Consider the following 19,338-nt stretch of genomic DNA (forward strand, 5'->3'; position numbering starts at 1 on the left):
GAGCGGCAGGACCTGCGCTCCAGCGGCGTCCAAAGCGGACGGCTGCCAGAGGGTCGCGTGATCCCTGATCTGGGACGGGAACATCTCGCCGCCGAAATGCGGGCCGCTTCCGAGGGCGCAACCGAGAGCCGATAGTTCGCGTCGCTCGTCGTCGCTGGCGATGCCCGGTGCGATGACTGCTAGGTCGAGATCGATCGCTAGGTCAACGGCCGCGCGGATTACCGAACGCGCGGGGCGCCAACCCGCGTCCAGCGCGTAGGCCGGGTGCACTCGCAAAAAGTGCCACGGTGCCGCGTTCAGCGACTCAATGCTCCGCGTGCTGCTGCCGTAGTCCTCTAACAGCAGCCGGACACCCAAATGACGGAGTTGCTCCGAGGCATCGCCGGGAGGTAGATCCGCTGGCTGGCCTAGTGCAAGCACGAGCGAGGAGCCGGCCAGGCCACCGTGCAGCGCATCGCGCAACCCATCGACGAACCGGGGTGTCACGGCGCGGGCAGGGATTGGCACGACCAGCGCAGCGTGCGGGAGCGCGTTCCGCCACGTCGCGGCGGCGGCTATCGATCGGGTCAGCACGGTTCTCGCGAGACCCTCCAACGCGTCTTGGTCGTCAAGGAGTTGGTACGCGTACCCGTCGGCGGCGAGCACGTCATAGCGCGAGTACAGCCAACGGGGCACGGACTGAACCATCGTGATGCTACCGCAGGCGAGATCAACGATCGGTTCGAAGGAGATCGACATGCGTGCGTCATCGAGCTCTCGTGCGAGCGGAAAGGTCTGAATCGGGCCAGCCTGATACGTGACCAAACGGTCTTGGCCTTGCCGGATGGCCCACCACATCACCCGCTCCGCCGCGTCGAGTAGAGCGGCGGCTTCGTCGGGGGCGCCTGAGGTCATGCCTGCGCTCACCCGGACCGCTAGCAGCGAGCCTCCGATGTGAATGGGTCGGCGCAGGGTTGCCACGGCGTAGCACGCCCGCTGGTAGGCGCTCATCTCTGTCGTAGCCCACATCACGAGTGCGAACTCCGCGTCGCCAACCCGGGCTACCTCCGCCGCGTCTCTCGATATGCGACTGAGCCGTGCCGCCAGCTCGTTCAGCAGGACGAGAGCACGATCGCGACCAACCGCGTCAGCCAGGAACTCATAGTTCTCTAGCCGGATTGCCACCACGTGGCAGGTGTCCGCAGCCTTCTCAGCAACCCGGGTGAGCAGCGTCGCCCGGTTCGGCAGGCCGGTGTCGCGGTCATGATGCGCCTCGTGCCTCATCAAGGCGTAGGCATGCGCGATGTCCAGGCTCGTTGACAGCGTCGCCGAAAACGCCCGCAGTGTCGAACGCTCGCGAGCGGACAACCTGTCGCGAGGACCACGAAGGTACAGCCTCAACGTGCCTTGCAGTCCAGTCGTCTTGGCGCCAATCTCGTGTGCGATCGGCAGTGGGGCGCCAGCGGCGTACACAGGGACTTCTGCCGCCGGACCGTCGAACACCACCGCCGCGTCGCGGTCGGCACGAACCAACCGGCCGCCGCCCGCAATCTCGATGTCCGCGGCCTGAGCACCGAAGAGCTTCACCGCCCCGGCAGCCGCAGTCCGGATCACGACATCGATGTCCCGGCTGGCCAAGGCATCGCTCAGCACGGCAAGGTGTTCCCACGCGCGCCGTTCGTCACGGATCCGAAGGCGATGTGTCAGCACCAGATGCAGGACTAACATTGCGGCAGGCAGAGCTATCAATGCCCGCATATCGAGGCCGGTGAGAATCGAAACCAAACCTGCCGTGCCGATTTCAGCGAAGCCCACGATCAGTCGTGTACGCCACATGTAGCGCAGAACCGTCAGGACGGGACGGCCAGTAGCCAGCGTCGCTGCGGCCGTCGTGACTATTTCTTGTAGAGCTAGCACCGCGATCCCTGCGACGAGGAATCCCAGTATGTAAAGTTGCCACCGGGAAGTTGCCAGCCCCGAGTCCTCAAATCTCGGACGTATACCGAAGGCGTGCATAGTTACGGCGGCCAGCGCGGCGGCTACGACATCCATACTGACGTTGTGGATAGCCTTATGCACGCCAGCGGAACGTGGGTATCGTGTGAGGATTCGGGCCACGGTGACGCCGACGGCGGCGCAGATAATCACCCACGGGACAGGCAAGACTGATGCGCACAACAGCGTCGCCGTCGGCGTCAGCGTGATCCGAAAAGGTATACGGGGCGGCACAGGCGCCGAGAAGATGGCACCGACCGCCATCACGGCCGTACCCATTATTGGGTACACCAAATAATACGGCGTCGGTTGATGTAGGTTTATCGCCGCCCACAGAACGCTTGAGAGCGCTGCCGCAAAGACTGTGATCGTCAGCAGCACCAGCGCAGGCCCGCGTCGTCGGGATGACATCAATCATTCCCCCGTATTCATCAACCTCAGCCCTCCCTGCAACAGATCGTCCACATTAACAGGTGAAGCCAACCTTAGTCCCACTCAACGCCCTTGCGCATCACTGAACCCCCTCTCCCGCCTCTCTAATGGTTGGAACATATGACCGCGTGTCGACCATTATCAACTGCAAAGAGTCGTTTTCGTCACTTACCGCGCACTGGGACGCACCGACGTAACGAAAAGTCAACCGCCTGCGCACTCGAGGCGAGCATTGGTAGCCCAGTGCAACCTCGCAGCCACATGAGGTGCGCCATCACCCTTAGCGCCCCGCAGCCTGGTCACTCCATGTAACGGACAAATGACTAAGGGGATGGGGACGGGATCCACGAACTGACAATGCCCGGCCTTGGGGGCAGCCAGGTTTCGTCGTCATTCACGTGCTCGTAGACACCCTGGCCAGCAGTTACGCTGCCGCCGCTCCGCGTCCGCACTGGTGGCGCTATCGTCCTGATATCGGGTATTTAGGGATGGCCCACGGTGCAGTAGATGTGGGCCAGCGGACCCGAGGTGCCGTTGTTGCGCGGCGGCTTGCAGGACGAGCGCGGGTGGCAGATCCGTGCCCCGGCCGATCTTGCGCGGTCGATTCATGCCTCCCCCGCCCGACGAGCCGCTAGGTCAGGGTCGTGAGGACGGTGTGCTGGTGGCGGCGCGGCCGCGATCGAGGATCAGCACAAGGGAGAAGAGGCCCGCCCGAGCGCCGGTCACCTGTTCGTGGGCAGAGAGGACTTCACCGGTGCCAGGGTTGAGGATGAGCTGCGTTGTGGAGCCGTCGGCGGTCACGCTGAATCCAAGGCCGGCCCGTCCGGCCAGGTCTGTCTGCTCGCCTCCGAAGGAGATGTTCGGCACGCCGGCCAGGACGCACAGAATCTCCGCGCGCTGCTCCTGACTGAGATATTGGCTGGTGGCGAGGCCGATGACGCCGTGGACGAGCATTCGGGGGTAGGCAGGCTCGTTAGCCAGCTCCCGTGGTGCTAGGGAGCCGGCGAGCGTGGTGGCATCGGCGGGCAGCGGTTCTGCCAGATACGGCGGCAGTTCGCCCGCCAGGTATCGCGTGGTCTTTTCTGGGGCTGCCGGGAACCTGCTCCGCTCCGCCGGTGTCGGGCGGTGGGTGAGGCCAGGCACATTGGGAAGCTGGCGTGTTAACTCTCGGCCGGAGCTGTCGGAGTCGCGGCGCCAGCGATGCACATCAGAGCGTGTAATCACGTTGGTGGCACGGGTCCACGACTGAGTGTGCAGGTAGGTGTACGGCAGGCCGGTGGAGGCATCGGCGGGAGTGCTGGCGACGCTCGAGGCCAGTGTCATCAGGCGTTGGTCCGGGGTGAGGCCGGGATCGGTGGCGGCCGTTGCGGGCAACGTGCTGCCCTGCTGCTGTGGAGGTGCGGACGCAGGGTGCGAGCCGGTTTGGCCGGTGGGGCTGCTTGATTGGCAGGCAGTGAGCAGGACTCCGAGAGCGCTCGCAGTCACCCGGTGGGCGAGAGTAGTCGTTCGGGGCATGGGCATCGCGGCGATGATTCCTCGCTGGATAGGTAAGTGGTCAGAGAGCTGGCGCTGGCACGCTTCGACGTTGAGGCGACCCGGCGTCGGTGTGGTCGGTTGGCAGCGGGACGTATGCGCACGGACGTCGCTCGGTCTGTTGTTTGGCTTGTAGGCGCTAGGTGGCACTGCTGAGCAGGTTGGCCAGTGCCTGTCGGCCGCGGTCGGTGAGCATGGCCGTCAGGGATCGCCGGTGTGGCACCTGCCGCAGGTGTCCGTCGGCGAGCAACACGTTGAAGGTGTCGCGGACGGTGCCCTCTGAAGGGCGGATGGTGTCCTCAGAAGGGGTATCCACTGTGGCGGCCAGTTCACGCACCGTCCATGTCCGCGTGGGATCCGCGAGCAGCGTCGCGTAGATGCGACGCCGCTTGCCCGCCATCGACCCACCGTCCAAGCGCAATTCCTCACCGCCTGGTCAGATTGGCCTGGGGCACAGATTGGGGGCTGCGGTCACTGAGCGACGTGTCGGTCGCGACGAGCGACTCTCGAATTGGCTGGTCGGAGACGTTGGCGGGCGAACCGATGGTGGTCGCGACCCTGCGTTAGGCCGATACGCGCGCATGGTTGCCGGCTTCGGGGCAGTCAGCATCAGGTGGCCATGCGGGCGTGAAGGGTGACGTTGCTGCCGACGCGTAGCAGGACCCCCGGGTCCTGCATGAGTAGGTCGAACCGGTCGAGTTCGGCGTTGGTGAACCCGACGGTGCCGGTGAGCTGATCCCGCAGGTGCCGGGCGGCGTGGCGGTAGAGGACGCATCCGGGTCCGCCGCCGCGGCTGGTCTCGGTATGCGTGGTGGCGCACACCTGGTCCATGTCCAGGGCGACGAGCAGCCGGACGGTGGCGTCGGTCGAGGGACAGGCCGCCGGCGAACGAGTGAGGGCGTTGATCGCCCGGATAACCTTGTCGATGATTGTGGTGCCACCCGGGACAGCGGTGTACACGACCGGCGGGGCGACGATGGTGCCGGCGAGGATGAGCCAGCCCCCGGAGCGGAGCAGCGCGATCACCGGTGCGAGCGCGTCGAGGTGGTCTGGCTGACGGTGGGCGATCACGATGTCGTAGCCACGTGGATCAGCAGGTGAATCCGTTCCGGTTGAAGCGTCGACGGCGGTGACGTGTCCGCTCGCGCCGACCAGGCGGGACACGTGCGCGATGTCGGCGGCGCCGGTGAGGTCCAAGACTCGGTGACCGGTGCTGACGTTGACCCGCTCGAGTTGGTCGGTCAGTAGTCGCGTGAGTGTTGTCTGTGCCGCTGTACGCCACTGCTGTCCGCCGGTCGGCGCGTCGGTGTCGTTGTTCTGATCAGCGCGGCTAGTGCTAGGAATCATGGCGTTGAGCTCCCATCGTGAATGCCGCCGTGGAGTCGTGTGGCGGGTCGTCGATTCCGGCCGGGTGGCCGTGGCGTTGGTCGACGCAGGTGGCACGCATGCGGGTTAGTTCTTGGCGCAGGCGCGGGCCATCGCGGTGACCCGGGTGCGTGGCGCGGTGCTCGGCGGTGGTCCGGGCGAGGAGTTGACGCGCTTGGACGCAGTGCCCGTCTTGATAGAGGACGAGGGCGAGGGTCGCTTGGGCAGCGAGGGTAGGCAATGCCCGGGGACCGTCGGCGAGGGTGTGGTGGCGGACGAGATCGCGGTAGCAGTCGGCCGCTTCGGGGAGTTTGCTGGTACGGCGGTAGACGGTGGCCAGGACCTTGAGGGCGGCACGTGCCTCCGGTGATGTGCCGCCGCGCAGCCGTCGCAAGGAGCGGCAAGCCCACCGGGCCCAGGACAGGGCGGCGCTGGGGTCGCCGTGGGTGAGGGTGAGTTCCGCGAGCAGAGCGGCGGCGTTTGCGGTGGCGACGTCCAGGGCGGGCAGGTCGTTGGTGGGATCGGTGTGCAGCAGGCCGGTCTGCAGAGCTTCGATCGCGCGTGCATGGTCGCCGTGCTCGGCGCGGGTCCAGGCGTAGGTGAGGCGTTGTGCCATGGACATCCGTGGTCCGACGAGCTGTCGGGGCTCGGATCGCCACGTGACGTGCAGGTCGGTGGGCCCGGCGCCGACCGCGACGCGGTGGATGCCACCGGGTGCGTACGCGGCAGCGCAATGAGTCTTGCCGGGAGGTACGAGGTGAGGGGCGCGGTGCAGCACGGCTTGGGCGACCGCGTCGCGCAGCGCTTGCGCTGGCACGGGTGCGCGCCCGCAGGCGGGCATGCACAGGTAGACCGGCGGGCACCCGGGAAGCTGCACCAGGATCATCGGGTGGTCGCAGTCATGGCAGGTCACCAGTCCCGGCGGGACGGGGGCGGCTGGCACCGAGCGGGCTCGCGCCACCCACTCGTCGACCGTGGCGGATGATAGGCCGCGCTCGCGGGCCACCTCGCTGATCGCCTGGTGTAGGTCTTGCTCGACGGCACGCTTGAGCGTCGCGGCGACCGCGTCGGCAACGAACGCAGGCGTCCATGGGGTAACCGGCGTGCTCCGCGACGGCATAGCGTGTCCCTTTCCTGATCAGATGGTTCTCACGGTTGGCAAGCCGGTCAGTGCTGGCCATGAGGGGGTTGCCTGGGTGCAGACGGCGCGGTGGTTTTCACTGGCGGGCGTCGCAACGATGTCCGTGATGCGGGCGCGATGTGGATCACCTCTGGGCAGGTAGCGGGTGGCGATGGTCGTGGCGACGGTGAGGCAGCGATGGGCGACGTCGCGCCATCCGCAGTCGCGATAAAGGCACGCGAGTTGTGTGAGCGTTTTCAGGCTGACCGGCGCTTCGGGTCCGTGCCGTTGTGTGGCAGTGGTGTAGACGTCTGCGAGGTCTCGAATTGCCTTTTCGCAGCGGCCGACGCGGTGGTGTGCCTCGGCCATGCCGGCTCGGGCGTAGAGGGTCCGCTCGTGGCTGTGGCCGAGTTCGGCGGTGGCGAGGTCGACCAGGTCGCGGTAGGCGGTGACGGCCTGGTCGGCGTGTCCGGTCAGCACGGCCAGGGGTGCCAGCATCGCCGCCGCGTCGAGGCGCTCTGCGGGGTGATTGGTGCGGTCGGCGAGCGTGTGAGCGTAGATCGCCCACTGGTAGGCGTCATGGAGATCACCCAGTGTCTGCCGCGCGGCGGCGTGGTCGATTGCCCTCCGAGCGGGCATCTGGTGGAGCCCTCGCGCCGGTTGCGGTGCCCGGGGCATCGTGAGGTGCATGGTTGTTCCCTTGCGTTCGTCGAGGGGCTGGCGGGAACTGTGCGGCTAGGCGCGAGCCGCCGGTCAGGTGCTGCTCACGTCGGTGGGCGTGAAGTGGCAGCCAGCCGATGGGTTCGATCTGGCCCGGCGCGCTAGTGGGCGGGGCTTTGGGCGATGGTGGAGGTGAACTGGTAGGAACGCAGCACCACCATCGGGTCGGCCATCAGCTCGGCGAAGCGGTCCAGGTCCTCCTCCCTCGCGCCGTCGACCAGCAGTTGGTCGGCCAGTTGGTGGACGTTGTCGGCGTAGAGCTGGCAGCCGGGGCCTCCGCCGGTCCAGGTGCGGGCGGTGGTGCGGGCGTGCACGTGGTTCATCCCGGCGTGCAGCAACAGGGAGGTTGTCCTGTCTCCCCAGTGCAGGTCGACGCCCTGGCTGGCGAGGACGTCCAGAACGCGGTGCACAACGGTGGCGAGTAGTTCCGCGTCTTCGGGGGAGGGAGCGCGGTGCACCCACATCTGGGCGTAGACGATGTCGCCGAGGACCAGCCATCCGCCCGGCTTCAGTAGGGAGATCATCTCGTCGAGCAGTTCGGTTCTGTTGGCAAGCGGCGCCAGTGCGCAGCGCGCATTGATCAGGTCGAACGGCGCGGCTTCGGCGGGTAGTTGCAGACCGTGGCGCAGGTCGCGTTCGTAGACGTGGACGATCGCGGTGGGGTCGAGCAGTTTCGCGTCGTCGTCTAGGGCGACGACGCGACCCGACGATCCGACCAGGCCGGCGAGGTAACGCGTGAGCGAACCAGCTCCAGCGCCGACATCGAGAGCTCGCTGCCCGGTTCGGACTCCGATACGCGCGAATTCACGTGTCGCGATCGGGTCGAACACCTTCGTGAGGTCTCGGGGCGGCGTGCTGCTGCTTATCTGGTTGCGCTGCTGGGTGGACGTCATCGCTTCCTCCTAGGTTCAACCCTGGTTCGCGAGAACACTGGTGCCGCTGTGGGTCCAGAGCAGCTCGACGGACTCGGGACTATGGACGAGGGCCTGCTCGACAAGCCGGATCAGGTGTTGGCGTAGGTCGGCTCGGGTGGATTCCTGCCATCGCTGGTAGGTAATGAGTGGCCGGGTGGCCGCGGTGCGCCGGTCGTAGGCGGCGGCGAAGCCGACAACGAGTGCTTCCAGGTGCTGCGCGTCGTACAGGGCCCCAGGGCAGAAGCAGACATAGAACCGGCGACGGGGAGCGGCGGCGAAGGGCTGGAGGAGACCTCGGCAGGTGGTGCAGCTGGCCAGGTCCGTGAGCAGCCAGAGGCTGGTGTCGTCGTCGTTCACGATGCAACCGCCCTTGCCTGCTTGCAGGTGGCTGGAGTGGTCGGCGACGCCGTTCGGGTCGACGACGCCAACCACCCACCACCGCCCGCGATGGATGCTCGGACGGCGGCCCTGCACCTGGTGGGGCCGGACCCGCCAGATGCAGGGGTGCAAGCGAGGCGCGGAGGTCGCCTCGCTGGGCTGTGAAGGGAGGCGCTGGTGGTCATCATGTGGATCCCGTAGGCACGGCAAGCACGTCGTGCAGGCGGGCGGGATCTGCACGCAGGTCTGCTGCGGGGGCGTGCAGGGCGAGGGTGCCCCGGTCGAGGACGGCGACGTCGTGCGCGATGTCGAGGGCGAGGGCAAGGTTCTGCTCGGCGAGCAGGACAGCGCTGCCGGTCGCGGCGAGGCCGGTGATGATCGCGGCGAGCTGACCGACGATGGCGGGGGCGAGGCCTTCGGAGGGTTCGTCGAGTAGCAGCACCTGCGGCCCGGCGAGCAGGGCGCGGGCCAAGGCGAGCATTTGCTGTTCGCCGCCGGAGAGTTGGTGGGGCCGGTGGTGACGGCGCTCGGCCAGCGCGGGAAACAGGTCGAGGATCTGCCGGGCGGTGACGGTGCGGGGGCGGCCGGGGTGCGGTCGGGGTAGCGCGAGGTGCTCGGCGACGGTGAGGCCGGCGAATAGGCGGCGTCCTTGCGGAACGAGGCCGATGCCGGCGCGGCAGCGGCGGCGGGCGGAGAGGCCAGTCACCAGCCGGTCGTTGAGGACGATTTCAGTGCCTGACAGGGCGGGGTGCAGGCCAGCGATGGTGTTGATCAGGGTGGTCTTGCCGGCGCCGTTGCGGCCGACGACGGCGCTCACCCTCCCGGCCTGCACATCGAGGGCGACGCCAGTGAGCACAGGTGCGCCGTGGTGGCCGGCTCGCAGGTTGCGCACCCGCAGGACGGGCGGCACAGCTGCAGATGGGCCGTTGGCGGCGCCAGGCGTTGTGGGCACGTGGTCGGTGTGGTCTGCCTCGGCGAGGTACACGCGTCGCACGTCGGGGTGGGCGCGCACGTCGCTGGGGGTGCCGGTGGTGAGGTGTCGGCCGTGGTGCAGGACGGTGACGGTGTCGGCGACCGCGCTGACGACGTCGAGGTTGTGGTCGACCAGCAGCACGGCGATGTCGGTGGGCAGTGCGCGGATCAGCTCGACGAGGCGGGCGACCTCGGTGGTGGCGAGGCCGGCCGAGGGTTCGTCGAGCAGGAGCAGTCGGGGCTGGGCGGCCAGGGCGACGGCGACTTCGAGGCGGCGTTGGTCGCCGTACGAGAGTTGACTAGTGGGCCACTGGGCGTGCTCGGCCAGCCCGACCTGGGCCAGGGCGTCCAGGGCCGCCGCCGACGCGCGAGGCCGCTCGCGCAGCACGGCCATGTGCTGCCCGGGCACGGCGAGGAGCACGTTCTGCACGACGGTCAGCGGGCGGGCGAGAGTGGGATGCTGCCAGGTACGGGCGATGCCGGCCCGGGCGCGGCGGTGGGCCGGCCAGCGGTGGATGTCGTGTCCGGCGTAGTGGATGCGCCCCGAGGTGGGCCGCAGGGTGCCGGCGATCAGGTGTAGCAGGGTGCTCTTGCCGGCGCCGTTGGGTCCGATGAGCGCGTGCCGGGCCCCGGGGTGCAGGTCGAGGCTGACCTCGTCGACGACGCGGCGGGCGCCGTAGGCGCGGCTGACGGTGTCCAGTCGAAGCAGCGGTGCGCTCATGTCCCCTCCCGGTCGCGTCGGGTGAAGAGCCCGGCCAGCCGGTGTCGGGGCAGGTAGGCCAGGGCGAGGAAGCTCAGGCCGAGCAGGGTGCTCCCGTGGCCGCTGAGCAGCCCACCGGCCCAGTCCCGGGCGGCCACGAGGAGGATCGCGGCGGCGCAGGCGCCGATCATGCTGCCCGAGCCGATCAGCGCGGCGGCGAGAGCGATCGCGGATATGCCCATGGCAGCGTCAGCGGGCGAGACGTAGCGGGTCACCGCAACGAGCAGCGCACCGGCCGCGCCAGCGATCGCACCGGCGAGGGTGTAGGCGGCGAGCAGGAGCCGGCTGGTGTGGTGGCCGGCGGCTTGCACGCGGGGCTCGTGGGCGGCGATGCCGCGCAGGAGCAGGGCGAAGCGAGTGCGGGTAAGGACGATGACGGCAGCGCCGATAACCAGGGTGCACGCGAGGACGTACAGGTATACCCAGCCGGGCCGGACCATTGGCGGCAGGCCGGGCAGCGCGACCACCGGTGGGGTGTGGGTGCCTTCGCTGCCGCCCGGCACCCACTGGCTGGCGGCGGCGTGCACGAGTTCACCGACACCGAACGTGACCATGAGGAAGGTGGTGGCCCGAACCCGCACCGCAAGCAGGCCGGTCACGGCCGCGGCGATGGCCCCGGCAGTCGTCGCTGCGAGCAGGTGGATCGGGCCAAGGTTGGTCAGCGTGGCGAGGGTGGCTGCGGTGTACGCGCCGACGAGCAGGTACGCGGCCTGCCCCAGCGGTGGTTGCCCGGCCAGCCCGACCAGCAGCTGGGCGCTCATCGCGAGCACCGCCATCACCAAGGCGGTGGCGGCGAGCGAGACGACATAGGCGTTGACCATCCACGGCAGCGCCACCGCCACCGCGACGACGATCCCCGAAGCGACACGTACCAGGCGCACCGCCCGGCCGACGGGTCGATGTTCGGTCGTGGCCGTGCTGGGGGGCGTGAGGGTGGTGGTCACGCGGGCCGTCCCGCAAGCGAAGGGCGGTGCCGGACAGTCAGCGCGACCAGCATCGCGGCGGCAAGGACAAACGCTGCGGCGCCGGGGACGAGAGCGACGCCGAGCGTGAGAACTTGTCCAACACCGAGGGCGGCGAGCAGGGCGCCGCGGATACTGCCGAGGCCGCCGACGACGCAGACGATCAGCGAGTAGACCAGGATCGTCGCGTCCACGCCGGGGGCCGGGCCGATGACCGGGGCGCCGAGCACGCCGGCGGTGACCGCAAGGACTCCCCCACCGACCAGCACGGCAGCCCGGGTCCTGCGGGTGCGTAGTCCGGTGGCCTCTGCCATGTCGGGGTCGGCGACCACGGCCCGAACGACCGCTCCGGTGCGGGAGCGCTCGACGAGCCAGATCAGCAGCACGACGATCAGGGCGGCGACCGCGATGAACCCCAGTCGGTAGACCGGGTACTGGTAGCCGCCGAGGCTGACCGACCCGGCGAGCGCGCGGGGTGGGTCGACTGAACGCGGTTCGGCGCCGAAGACGGTGCTGAACCCGTCGGCGGCGATATATGCCACCCCGAGGGTGGCGAGCACCTGGTCCAGCGGCCGGTCCGTGAGGGGTCGCACCGCGGCGGCGAGGCCCGCTCCCCCGACGGCGCCGACCAGGACCGCCGCGGCGAGGGCCAGGCCGAGGCCGACCCAGCCGCCGTCGGCAAGCTGCCAGGCGATGTAGGCGCCAGCGAGGTAGAGGGTGCCGTGGGCCATCGAGAACACGCCGGCCACGCCGAAAATCAGCGTGAGTCCGGCCGCGATGACGAACAACAGCAGTCCGTACGCGACTCCGTCCAGCGCGGTGATCGTGTAGGGGTTGACGAGCCCGCTCAGGCCCACGGCACTCTCCTTCCAGACGTCGGTCAGGTCAGGCTGGGGCGAGGCGCCGGCCGATGGTGGTGTGCATCAGGTAGCCCGACAGCATCAGCTGCGGGTCCATCAGCACCTCCCGCAGCTCGGCCAAGTCGTCGCGGCTCATGCCGGCAGCGACCAGCTCGGCCTCACGCTGAATCGAGTTGGAGTGGTGCAGCCGGCAGATGCCGGTGCCGCCGCGCCACGAGCGGGACTCGATCCGGCTGTCGACGTCGACCAGGCCGAGGCGCAGCATCACCTCCGGCGCCCGCTGCGCCCAGCCCATCTCCGCCCCGCGAGACTCCCCGTAGGCGAGCAGCGCGTCCTGGAACCGCTCGATCAGCTCGGTCGCCCGAGGGCTCGGGCTGCGGCGGATCATGTCGCGCCAGGTGCAGTCCCAGTCCGCCACCACCATCGCGCCACCCGGAGCGAGACCGCGCGTCAGGTCGGCGAGGACCTGCTCCCGCTCGGGCAGGTGCATCAGCACCAGCCGGGCCACGATTGCCTGCTGCGACCCCGCCGGCAGCTCCAGCTCGCGGATGTCGCCGGCCCGGACGGTGACATTGGGACCCTCGGGGATGTAGCGGGGGTCGAGGTCCACGGCGGTGACGTGCCCATCCGGGGCGACCTGGTCGGCCAGCCAGGTCGTCAGCGTGCCCGCCCCGGCGCCGATGTCCGTGACCTTCCAGCCCGGCCCGACCCCAAGCTCGAACAGGGTCCGGCGAGTGCCAGCGTCGAGGATCTCAGCGAGGTGACGCAGCTGGTTGGCGGCCTCGTCGGTGGCGTTGTCGAACATGTACCCGGCCTGCGCACCGGTCGTCGTCGCGCTCATGGTGTCTATGCCTTTCGGAGTCAGGAACCGAGGGTGGTAAGCGTCTGCACGGTGCGGTTGACCCACACCTGCCCGTCCTGGGCCACTTCCCGCAGGTAGTACGCCTGCACAGGGGTGTGGTTTACCGGCCCGAACTGCCAGGCGCCCCGCGGCGAATCGACCTGCCCCACCCGCGGCAACGCCGCCGTGAGGGTCTGCGAGGTCAGCCCCGTGGCCGCCGAACTCGCGGCGGCAGGCGACGCAACCGGGCGGCTGGCAGCCGGGCTGCCGCTGGATGCAGGGCTGCTGGAGGCGAATGCGGTGCCGGGGCCGGCGGGTGTGGTCGCGGGGGCATCAGGCTCGGCGAGTGCTTCCGAGATGGCCCTGTCCAACACGAGCGCTGCGTCCCACGCGCAGACGTGGTACACGTTCGGCAGCTTCCCGTCGTTACCTGCGGTGAACCGGCTTACGAAGTCTCTGTTGGCCGCGTTGTCCAGCGTCGGCGAATAGTTCAGGGCGGTGTAGATGCCCTTCGCCTGCGGGCCAAGCGCCGCCAGTGGCGCGCCTTCGGTCAGGAAGCCCGAGGCGTACAGCGGCGCGGTGATGCCGAACTGGCGGTACTGCTTGACGAACTCGATCGCCGACCCGCCGGCGTAGAAGGTGTAGACGGCCGCCGGCTTGGCCTCCTTGATCTTCGTCAGGTACGGGGAGAACTCCGTCGTCGGCGCCGGTGCCCACGGCGTCCAGGTCGGCTCTCCATCCGGGTTCGCCAGCTGCCCGCCAGCCTTGCGGAAGGCGGTGACGAAGCCGCCGATCTGATCACGGCCGCCGATGTAGTCCGGGCCGATCACCCACACCCGGCCGTTGCCGACCGTCGTGCGCAGGTAGCCGGCGATCGACGCGCCGGTCTCCTGGCTCAGCCACGATGTCGACCACAGATAGGTGGGATCGGCGATCGTGGAGGGCCGCCCACCCATGCCGATCAGCGGCACCTTGGACTCGTTCAGCAGCGGATACAAGGTCTGCACGGTGTCGGCGGTCCCCCCGCCGACGAGAGCAAGGACCTTGTCCTGCTCGATGAGCTTGCGCGCCGACGCCAGGGCGGTGGCCTTGCCGTCGCCCTCGTCGGCCTCGATCACCTTCACGGGTCGACCGCCGAGCTTGCCGCCCAGCTTGTCCAGGGCCAGCCGCCACCCGGCGGCCTGGTCATCACCGATCGCCTTGTAGTTGCCGGTTTTGGGCACGATCAAGCCGATGCGGATCTCGGCGGCGTTGGTATCCGCGTCGCTGAGGCTCGACCCGGCACAGCCGGCGACAGCGAGCAGGGCGGTGGCAACGATGGAGGCGATCGCCGTTCGCCAGCGATGGTGCCGGCGGCCGGTTGGTTGAGGAGTCACGAGATTGGACGTCCTTCCGTTCTGAGGGGATGGTGCGAGGGCCGTACGTGGTGCTGGGGTGGTATGACAGGGCTGGCCAGGCGGTGCAAAACGGCCAGGACGGAGGCGGGTTCCGTGGCGTCGCAGGTCAGGACCGGCACCTGCGCGCTCACCCGTAAGGCATCGCGAATCTCGTGGCGGTTGCGGGGACCGCCGAGCGGCCGGTTGATCGCGACTAGGTACGGCAGGGCACGGGCGTCGAGGTAGTCCAACGCCGGATAGGACACCGGCAGCCGGGTGGTGTCGACCAGCACGACTGCGCTGGTGGCGCCGAGAGCGAGGTGGTCCCACACCCACCACCAGCGCCGCAGCTCCGGCGTCACATGCAGGACGACGGTGACCCCGGAGGACAGGGTTGCGTAGCCGACCTCTCCGACCGCGCCCGGCTGGCCGGGCAGCGTTGCGCGGCCACGCTGCGCGGCCCGAAGGAAGCAGGACTTGCCCACACCCGCGCCGCCGGTCACCAGCACCTTGACCGTCGGGGCGGCAGGTCCGATCACCCACGAGTTCGCGCTCATGCTCTTCGCCGCCCGCACGCCGGCTCAGCCGGCCGTTCGCGGCCCTGGCCTGACCGCGTCGCCGATGCGCGCCGCCAGGGTGGCCAGCTCGTAGGCGACCTGCGACGTATCGCAGTCGTTGCGGGCGAGCGCCGCCAGTGACGACCCGTCGGGCACCTGCTGCACGACGAGGATCCCGTCTCGCATCGTCAGCATCTGGAAGTGCACGCCGCCGGTCTGCAGCAGGTCGGTGGCGCCGCGCGCCAGACTGACAAGGCCGGACACGATCGCGGCGAGCTGATCGCCGCGGTCGGTGTCCAGACTGTCGGTGCTGGCCAGCAGCAGCCCGTCGCCGGATACCGCGACGACGTGCGCCACTGCGGGTATCTGGCTGGCCAGGTTGTTCAGAACAGTGGACAGCTGCGAATTGCGGGCAGTAGTGGCGGGGCTCATCGGCGTTCTCCTGTCGGGAGGGGAGGGGTTGACGGCGCGTTTCGCAGGCCGCGCATCGTGCCGGCGACCTGCGCCCGGATCGCCGCCGGGTCGATCTGCACGGAGGGCTCCGAGGGGGTCCGCTGTGCCGTCAGGCCGCCCGGGACGACGTGCGCCTGGGGGCGACGTCGAGGCAGACCGGAGGTGGTGCGTCCATCGGTTGCTGGTTCGGCGGCGGACGCCGCCGCCTGCCAGCCCGCGTCGGCGTCGGTGCTGAAACCACGCTCGTCGCTGGCGGACGGCCACAACCACGGCGATTGGGCCGCCATAGCCTGGAACATCGGCGGGTCCGGCGGTCGCGGCGCGCCCACCGGCAATGACACCGGGCCCCGCTGGCGAGGCACGGGCGGCAGTTCCATCGTTACGTCCGTGCGCGGGGGTGATGGTGGCTCCGGCACCACGGGGGTTTGCCGTGTTGGACCAGTCCACTCGGTCCCCGCCCACGGCGCCGCGACCGGGTGAGCCGCCGGCGCGGGAGCCCGCCGGGACGGCCGTTCAATGTGGCCGGGCACGACGATCTCCCGAACGTGCACCCGTGTGACGTACTCAGCCGGCACCAGAACGTCGGCGGTGACGCCGGTCGGCTCGGTAGCGCCCAGCCGTACCCGCACCCCGAACTCTGCCGCCAGCCGGGAGATCACGACCAAGCCCATTTGGTCAGTGACCGCAACCTCCATCTCCGGGCTCGCCAGCAGCGCGTTGGCGCGGTCGAACTGCTCCACACTCATCCCGAGACCGGAGTCGGCGACAAGGATCCGCACGTCATGCCCCGACCACCCCGCGAAGACCCGCACCTGCGCGGCGGAGAACCGGGTCGCGTTGTCCAGCAGCTCCGCGAGGATCGACTTCACGGCGTCGACCGCGCGGGCGTCGACCTCGATCTCGACCAGCTGCTCCATCGTGATCCGGGCGAAGCCTTCGGTCTCCGACAGAGCAGCGTTCACCAGGTCCGCGAGCACCACCGGATGTGGCTGCGACTGGCCGGGGCCACCACCGGCAACGATCAGTAGATTCGATCCATAACGGCGCAGCCGGGTGGCCTGCTGGTCTGCGGCGAACACCCTCGCCAACCGGTCCGGGTCCTCCTCGTCGAGCTCAAGACGATCGATGCTGCCCAGTAGTTGGTCGGTCAGGGCCTGCACGCGTCGACCAACGGAGGTGATCATGGCGATGACCAGGGCACGCCCCCGTGCCTCCCCCACCGCCGCGTTCACCGCCACGTCCAGCACTAGATTGAAAGCGCCTGCGACCTGGCCGACCTCGTCCCCGCCAACCACCGGCACCGCCACGCGTCCGGTGTCCTCGGCCAGCCGTTGCGCCGCCGCTGGATCCGACGTTGCCCGCAGCCGCGCCACCAGGGCTGGCAGCTCCACGTCCGCGACCCGACGGGCGCCCTGCTCCAGCGACGACAGCTGCGCGACCAGCGACCGGGCCACCCGGAGCGCCGTTACTGCGGCGACCAGCAACATCACTAACAGCACCGCAGCTTGCACCGCCGCGGCCCGGACCTGCGCTATCCACAGGTCGTCGGCGGCAGCCGCGATGTCATCGTTCACCGCCGTCTGCACCTGGGCCAACAGATCCGCGCGACTGGTCATCACTCGGCTCCACTGCCCGGCCCCGCCCGGCAACCGCACCGGCTCATACACCCCGGTGCCGGACACCAGCCCGTCCAGCCGCACCGCGGCGAGGACGTCCCCGCCAGTCAAGGTGCGTCCCAACCGCGCCCTCCATGACGGGCGCGCCAACGCGTCGAACTCGCGCAACGCCTCGTCCTGGCCGGTACGAGCGGCCACGACTTCCGCGTGCAGCGCCGGAGTCAACCGCCGCGCCGCCACCGCCTGCAACACCGCCACCTGCTGCTGACCCACCGCCTCACGGGCCCGCGACACCGCCGCGGACGCGCGCATTTCATCGGCGAGCTGCGGCTGCACGCCGCTCTGAGCCACCGCCAACAGCAGATCCCCCAGATCGGCGATGACGATCCGGTACCCGAATGCCACGGCGGACAGCGCCACCGGGCCGTCTCCGCGCACCCGCTGCCGCTGCGCCTGCACATCCACCAACCCGGCGTCAGCGCGGGCCAGGACAGCGCGCACACCCCCCGGCGGATCTTCGAGTTCTCCTCGCAGCACCCGGAATCGGGAGATCGCCTCATCGGCGCGCTGCACGGCCCGCTCGAAATCCGCTGGCGTCACCTTCGACCCCGGCAGCAGCAGACCCACTGCGGTCATCCGCTCCGCCTGCAGTCGCTGAGTCACCTCTGTCGCCGACGCACCGACGGAGAACAAGTCCCCGGCCCCCTCGGCGGCCCGGGCTTCCCCCACGGAGGACCACAGTCCGAAACCCGCCGACACCATCGCGACCAGCACCGTCGGCAGCACGATTAGCGCGGCCTTCCACCGCACCGAGATATCCGCCAACCGGCGGCCCACTCTGACCCGTGAGATCCGCATCGCACCGCCACTGGACGCGCTCACACCGCCGCCCGGCTGTCCGTGGATGCGGCCCGGCAACCACGCCCGCTCCACGCCGTGTCACGCGGCGAGCGCCGCCCGGTCGCGGGCCGAGTCGTCATAACAAGCGCCTGCTCGCTGACAGGGCGGCTGGTGGAAAGTTGCCGGCCGGTCGACACCAGCAGCTGCGGCGCGATGGCCAAATGCGCCACCAGCGGCGTGATCAGCAGGGGCATGAGCCTCCTGGCAACAGGCACGGCGAACCTTCCCTCGGTGAGTTGGTATCGCTGGCTGGTAAAGCAGCGCAGCGGCGGCGATGACGCCGGCATAGAGCGACCTAAGACGAGATCGATCAATGTCGGCCAGCCCTGCCAAGCAGTTCTGACAATCCGCCAACATTCCCGGCATCGACAACATCCACCCAGAGACGAATGTCAGCGGATTGTCGGAACTGGATGACATCCCTTATCGACACGGTCGTCGACGACTTTTGATGTTTGAGTCACCGTCCGCGTCGACTGAGCAGGCGGTGAGGGGCCGCAGCCGCCTGGCGGCGCGACGGCCCGTCGTGTCCACGACCGCTTGAAAGGGCATGCACCATGACCAGTTCATCCATGCCGGAGGTCAGAGAGGTTGGCCATCGGGCTGCCGAGATCCTCGACAAGATGCAGGCGCACCCGGCCTATGGTCGGCTGCTGAGCTCGTCGATGAAGTACTCCACCTGCTGGGCCACGTTCACCGGCTACCCGGCTATCAGCCGTTGGTCGCTGGAGCGCGATGCTGCTCCGCTGCTGGACGAAGCGCTGCGCGTGCTGGCGCTCAAAGCGGCCGTGTTCGAGCTCTCCGGCGGCGACGAGCGCGCCGCCGAACTGCTGGTGCCGGCGCCGGTGGACGAGATGATCCACGCCGTGCTGGCCCAGTTCACGCTGATGATGCGCCTGCAAGGCGACTTGGGCGTCACCTTCCCCCATGCCACCGAGTTGGAGGAGTTCACCTACATCCGCGGGGGCATCACGGACGCCTACTACGCCGCCGCCGGGTGGGGAGAGCAGCCACTGCGGTACTGGCTGGACTCGGCCGAGGTTAATCGACGTCTCGGCCTGCTCAACGAGCGCTACCAGGCGGCCGGCCTCGGCCGGGATGGACGCAGCCACGACTTCGACTTCGACCTCAACGAGCCGCTCGCCGCCGGGGTCAGCGGTTAGCCAACTCCACCGACAGCACCCGCCGCAGGGCCGTCACCGCCTTCTTCGCTCCGAATCGTTCGGCGGCCAGTCGCTCGGCGCGGGCAACAGCGGCGAAGATCTCTTCGGCGGGTGCCTGCCGCAAGACGGCTACGAGCCAACCTTCCAAATCGACCACGTCGGTGGGCAACTGCAGCGCCGCCGCCGTCGGCGCCGGTCGGGGCGCCTGATCGGGGACCAGTTCCCCCTGCGAGGCGTACCGGCCGGCGGGAAGGCCCACCCGGAACGGATGAACGCAAATGGCGACACCGTCCGCGGTTGCCCGCCATCCCAGGTCCGGTCGGTACGCGAATTCGGGTCCCGGCCGGTCGATGACATCGAACTGGCCCGGCCCGAGTTGCTGAGCCGGACACACCACGCAGGTCTGTTCACACCACTGCGGAAGGGGCCCCGACATGCCGAC

The 19,338-nt window shown here is 69.2% G+C and carries 18 protein-coding genes and 1 pseudogene; 1 reads left to right on the forward strand and 18 read right to left on the reverse strand.

The window, feature by feature from the left end:
- Positions 1 to 105: 105 nt before the first annotated feature.
- The 17 genes and pseudogenes from MED01_RS36250 to MED01_RS33460 form a co-directional block, all read right to left on the reverse strand.
- A pseudogene (locus MED01_RS36250) lies at positions 106 to 2,385 on the reverse strand (EAL domain-containing protein); the annotation flags it as partial.
- A gap of 657 nt (positions 2,386 to 3,042) precedes the next feature.
- Positions 3,043 to 3,729, reverse strand: a complete 687-nt coding sequence (locus MED01_RS33385) for a hypothetical protein (RefSeq protein ID WP_238672436.1) — start codon at positions 3,727 to 3,729, stop codon at positions 3,043 to 3,045.
- Positions 3,730 to 4,078: 349 nt separating this feature from the next.
- Positions 4,079 to 4,339, reverse strand: coding sequence for a hypothetical protein (locus MED01_RS33390; protein WP_238672437.1), 261 nt, complete (start codon positions 4,337 to 4,339; stop codon positions 4,079 to 4,081).
- 209 nt (positions 4,340 to 4,548) lie between these two features.
- Positions 4,549 to 5,286 (reverse strand): class I SAM-dependent methyltransferase, encoded by a 738-nt coding sequence (locus MED01_RS33395; protein ID WP_238672438.1) that lies wholly within the window; start codon positions 5,284 to 5,286, stop codon positions 4,549 to 4,551.
- Positions 5,276 to 6,424, reverse strand: coding sequence for a hypothetical protein (locus MED01_RS33400; protein WP_238672439.1), 1,149 nt, complete (start codon positions 6,422 to 6,424; stop codon positions 5,276 to 5,278). Before MED01_RS33400 ends, MED01_RS33395 begins: the two co-directional genes overlap by 11 nt.
- A gap of 18 nt (positions 6,425 to 6,442) precedes the next feature.
- Positions 6,443 to 7,114 (reverse strand): hypothetical protein, encoded by a 672-nt coding sequence (locus MED01_RS33405; RefSeq protein WP_238672440.1) that lies wholly within the window; start codon positions 7,112 to 7,114, stop codon positions 6,443 to 6,445.
- A gap of 131 nt (positions 7,115 to 7,245) precedes the next feature.
- On the reverse strand, positions 7,246 to 8,037 hold the full coding sequence (locus MED01_RS33410) for a methyltransferase domain-containing protein (protein WP_238672441.1): 792 nt from the start codon (positions 8,035 to 8,037) through the stop codon (positions 7,246 to 7,248).
- 15 nt (positions 8,038 to 8,052) lie between these two features.
- On the reverse strand, positions 8,053 to 8,490 hold the full coding sequence (locus MED01_RS33415) for a hypothetical protein (protein ID WP_238672442.1): 438 nt from the start codon (positions 8,488 to 8,490) through the stop codon (positions 8,053 to 8,055).
- Between the two features lie 130 nt (positions 8,491 to 8,620).
- The gene (locus MED01_RS33420; protein WP_238672443.1) at positions 8,621 to 10,129 is read right to left on the reverse strand and encodes an ATP-binding cassette domain-containing protein; all 1,509 of its coding nucleotides are present in this window, start codon (positions 10,127 to 10,129) and stop codon (positions 8,621 to 8,623) included.
- A complete protein-coding gene (locus MED01_RS33425) occupies positions 10,126 to 11,112 on the reverse strand; it encodes a branched-chain amino acid ABC transporter permease (protein ID WP_238672444.1) in 987 nt (328 codons plus the stop codon). The genes MED01_RS33420 and MED01_RS33425 overlap by 4 nt, the downstream gene beginning before the upstream one ends.
- A complete protein-coding gene (locus MED01_RS33430; RefSeq protein ID WP_238672445.1) occupies positions 11,109 to 11,987 on the reverse strand; it encodes a branched-chain amino acid ABC transporter permease in 879 nt (292 codons plus the stop codon). The genes MED01_RS33425 and MED01_RS33430 overlap by 4 nt, the downstream gene beginning before the upstream one ends.
- A gap of 28 nt (positions 11,988 to 12,015) precedes the next feature.
- Positions 12,016 to 12,831: a class I SAM-dependent methyltransferase gene (locus MED01_RS33435; RefSeq protein WP_238672446.1), complete on the reverse strand. Its 816-nt coding sequence runs from the start codon at positions 12,829 to 12,831 to the stop codon at positions 12,016 to 12,018.
- 20 nt (positions 12,832 to 12,851) lie between these two features.
- Positions 12,852 to 14,207: an ABC transporter substrate-binding protein gene (locus MED01_RS33440; protein ID WP_238672447.1), complete on the reverse strand. Its 1,356-nt coding sequence runs from the start codon at positions 14,205 to 14,207 to the stop codon at positions 12,852 to 12,854.
- Entirely contained in the window at positions 14,204 to 14,764 is a 561-nt protein-coding gene (locus MED01_RS33445; protein WP_238672448.1) for a hypothetical protein, read from the reverse strand. The genes MED01_RS33440 and MED01_RS33445 overlap by 4 nt, the downstream gene beginning before the upstream one ends.
- A 24-nt stretch (positions 14,765 to 14,788) precedes the next feature.
- A complete protein-coding gene (locus MED01_RS33450) occupies positions 14,789 to 15,196 on the reverse strand; it encodes a roadblock/LC7 domain-containing protein (protein ID WP_124771784.1) in 408 nt (135 codons plus the stop codon).
- Complete coding sequence (locus MED01_RS33455; RefSeq protein WP_238672449.1) at positions 15,193 to 17,691, reverse strand: sensor histidine kinase; 2,499 nt, start codon at positions 17,689 to 17,691, stop codon at positions 15,193 to 15,195. The genes MED01_RS33450 and MED01_RS33455 overlap by 4 nt, the downstream gene beginning before the upstream one ends.
- 20 nt (positions 17,692 to 17,711) lie before the next feature.
- Positions 17,712 to 17,927, reverse strand: coding sequence for a hypothetical protein (locus MED01_RS33460; protein WP_238672450.1), 216 nt, complete (start codon positions 17,925 to 17,927; stop codon positions 17,712 to 17,714).
- 363 nt (positions 17,928 to 18,290) lie between these two features.
- Between MED01_RS33460 and MED01_RS33465 the strand changes: the two genes are divergently transcribed.
- Entirely contained in the window at positions 18,291 to 18,896 is a 606-nt protein-coding gene (locus MED01_RS33465) for a hypothetical protein (RefSeq protein ID WP_238672451.1), read from the forward strand.
- Here the strand turns inward: MED01_RS33465 and MED01_RS33470 are convergent.
- Entirely contained in the window at positions 18,886 to 19,332 is a 447-nt protein-coding gene (locus tag MED01_RS33470) for a hypothetical protein (protein ID WP_238672453.1), read from the reverse strand. The genes MED01_RS33465 and MED01_RS33470 overlap by 11 nt on opposite strands.
- Positions 19,333 to 19,338 lie beyond the last annotated feature (6 nt).

The organism is Micromonospora alfalfae (genome assembly GCF_022230925.1).
Taxonomy (GTDB): Bacteria; Actinomycetota; Actinomycetes; order Mycobacteriales; family Micromonosporaceae; genus Micromonospora; species Micromonospora alfalfae.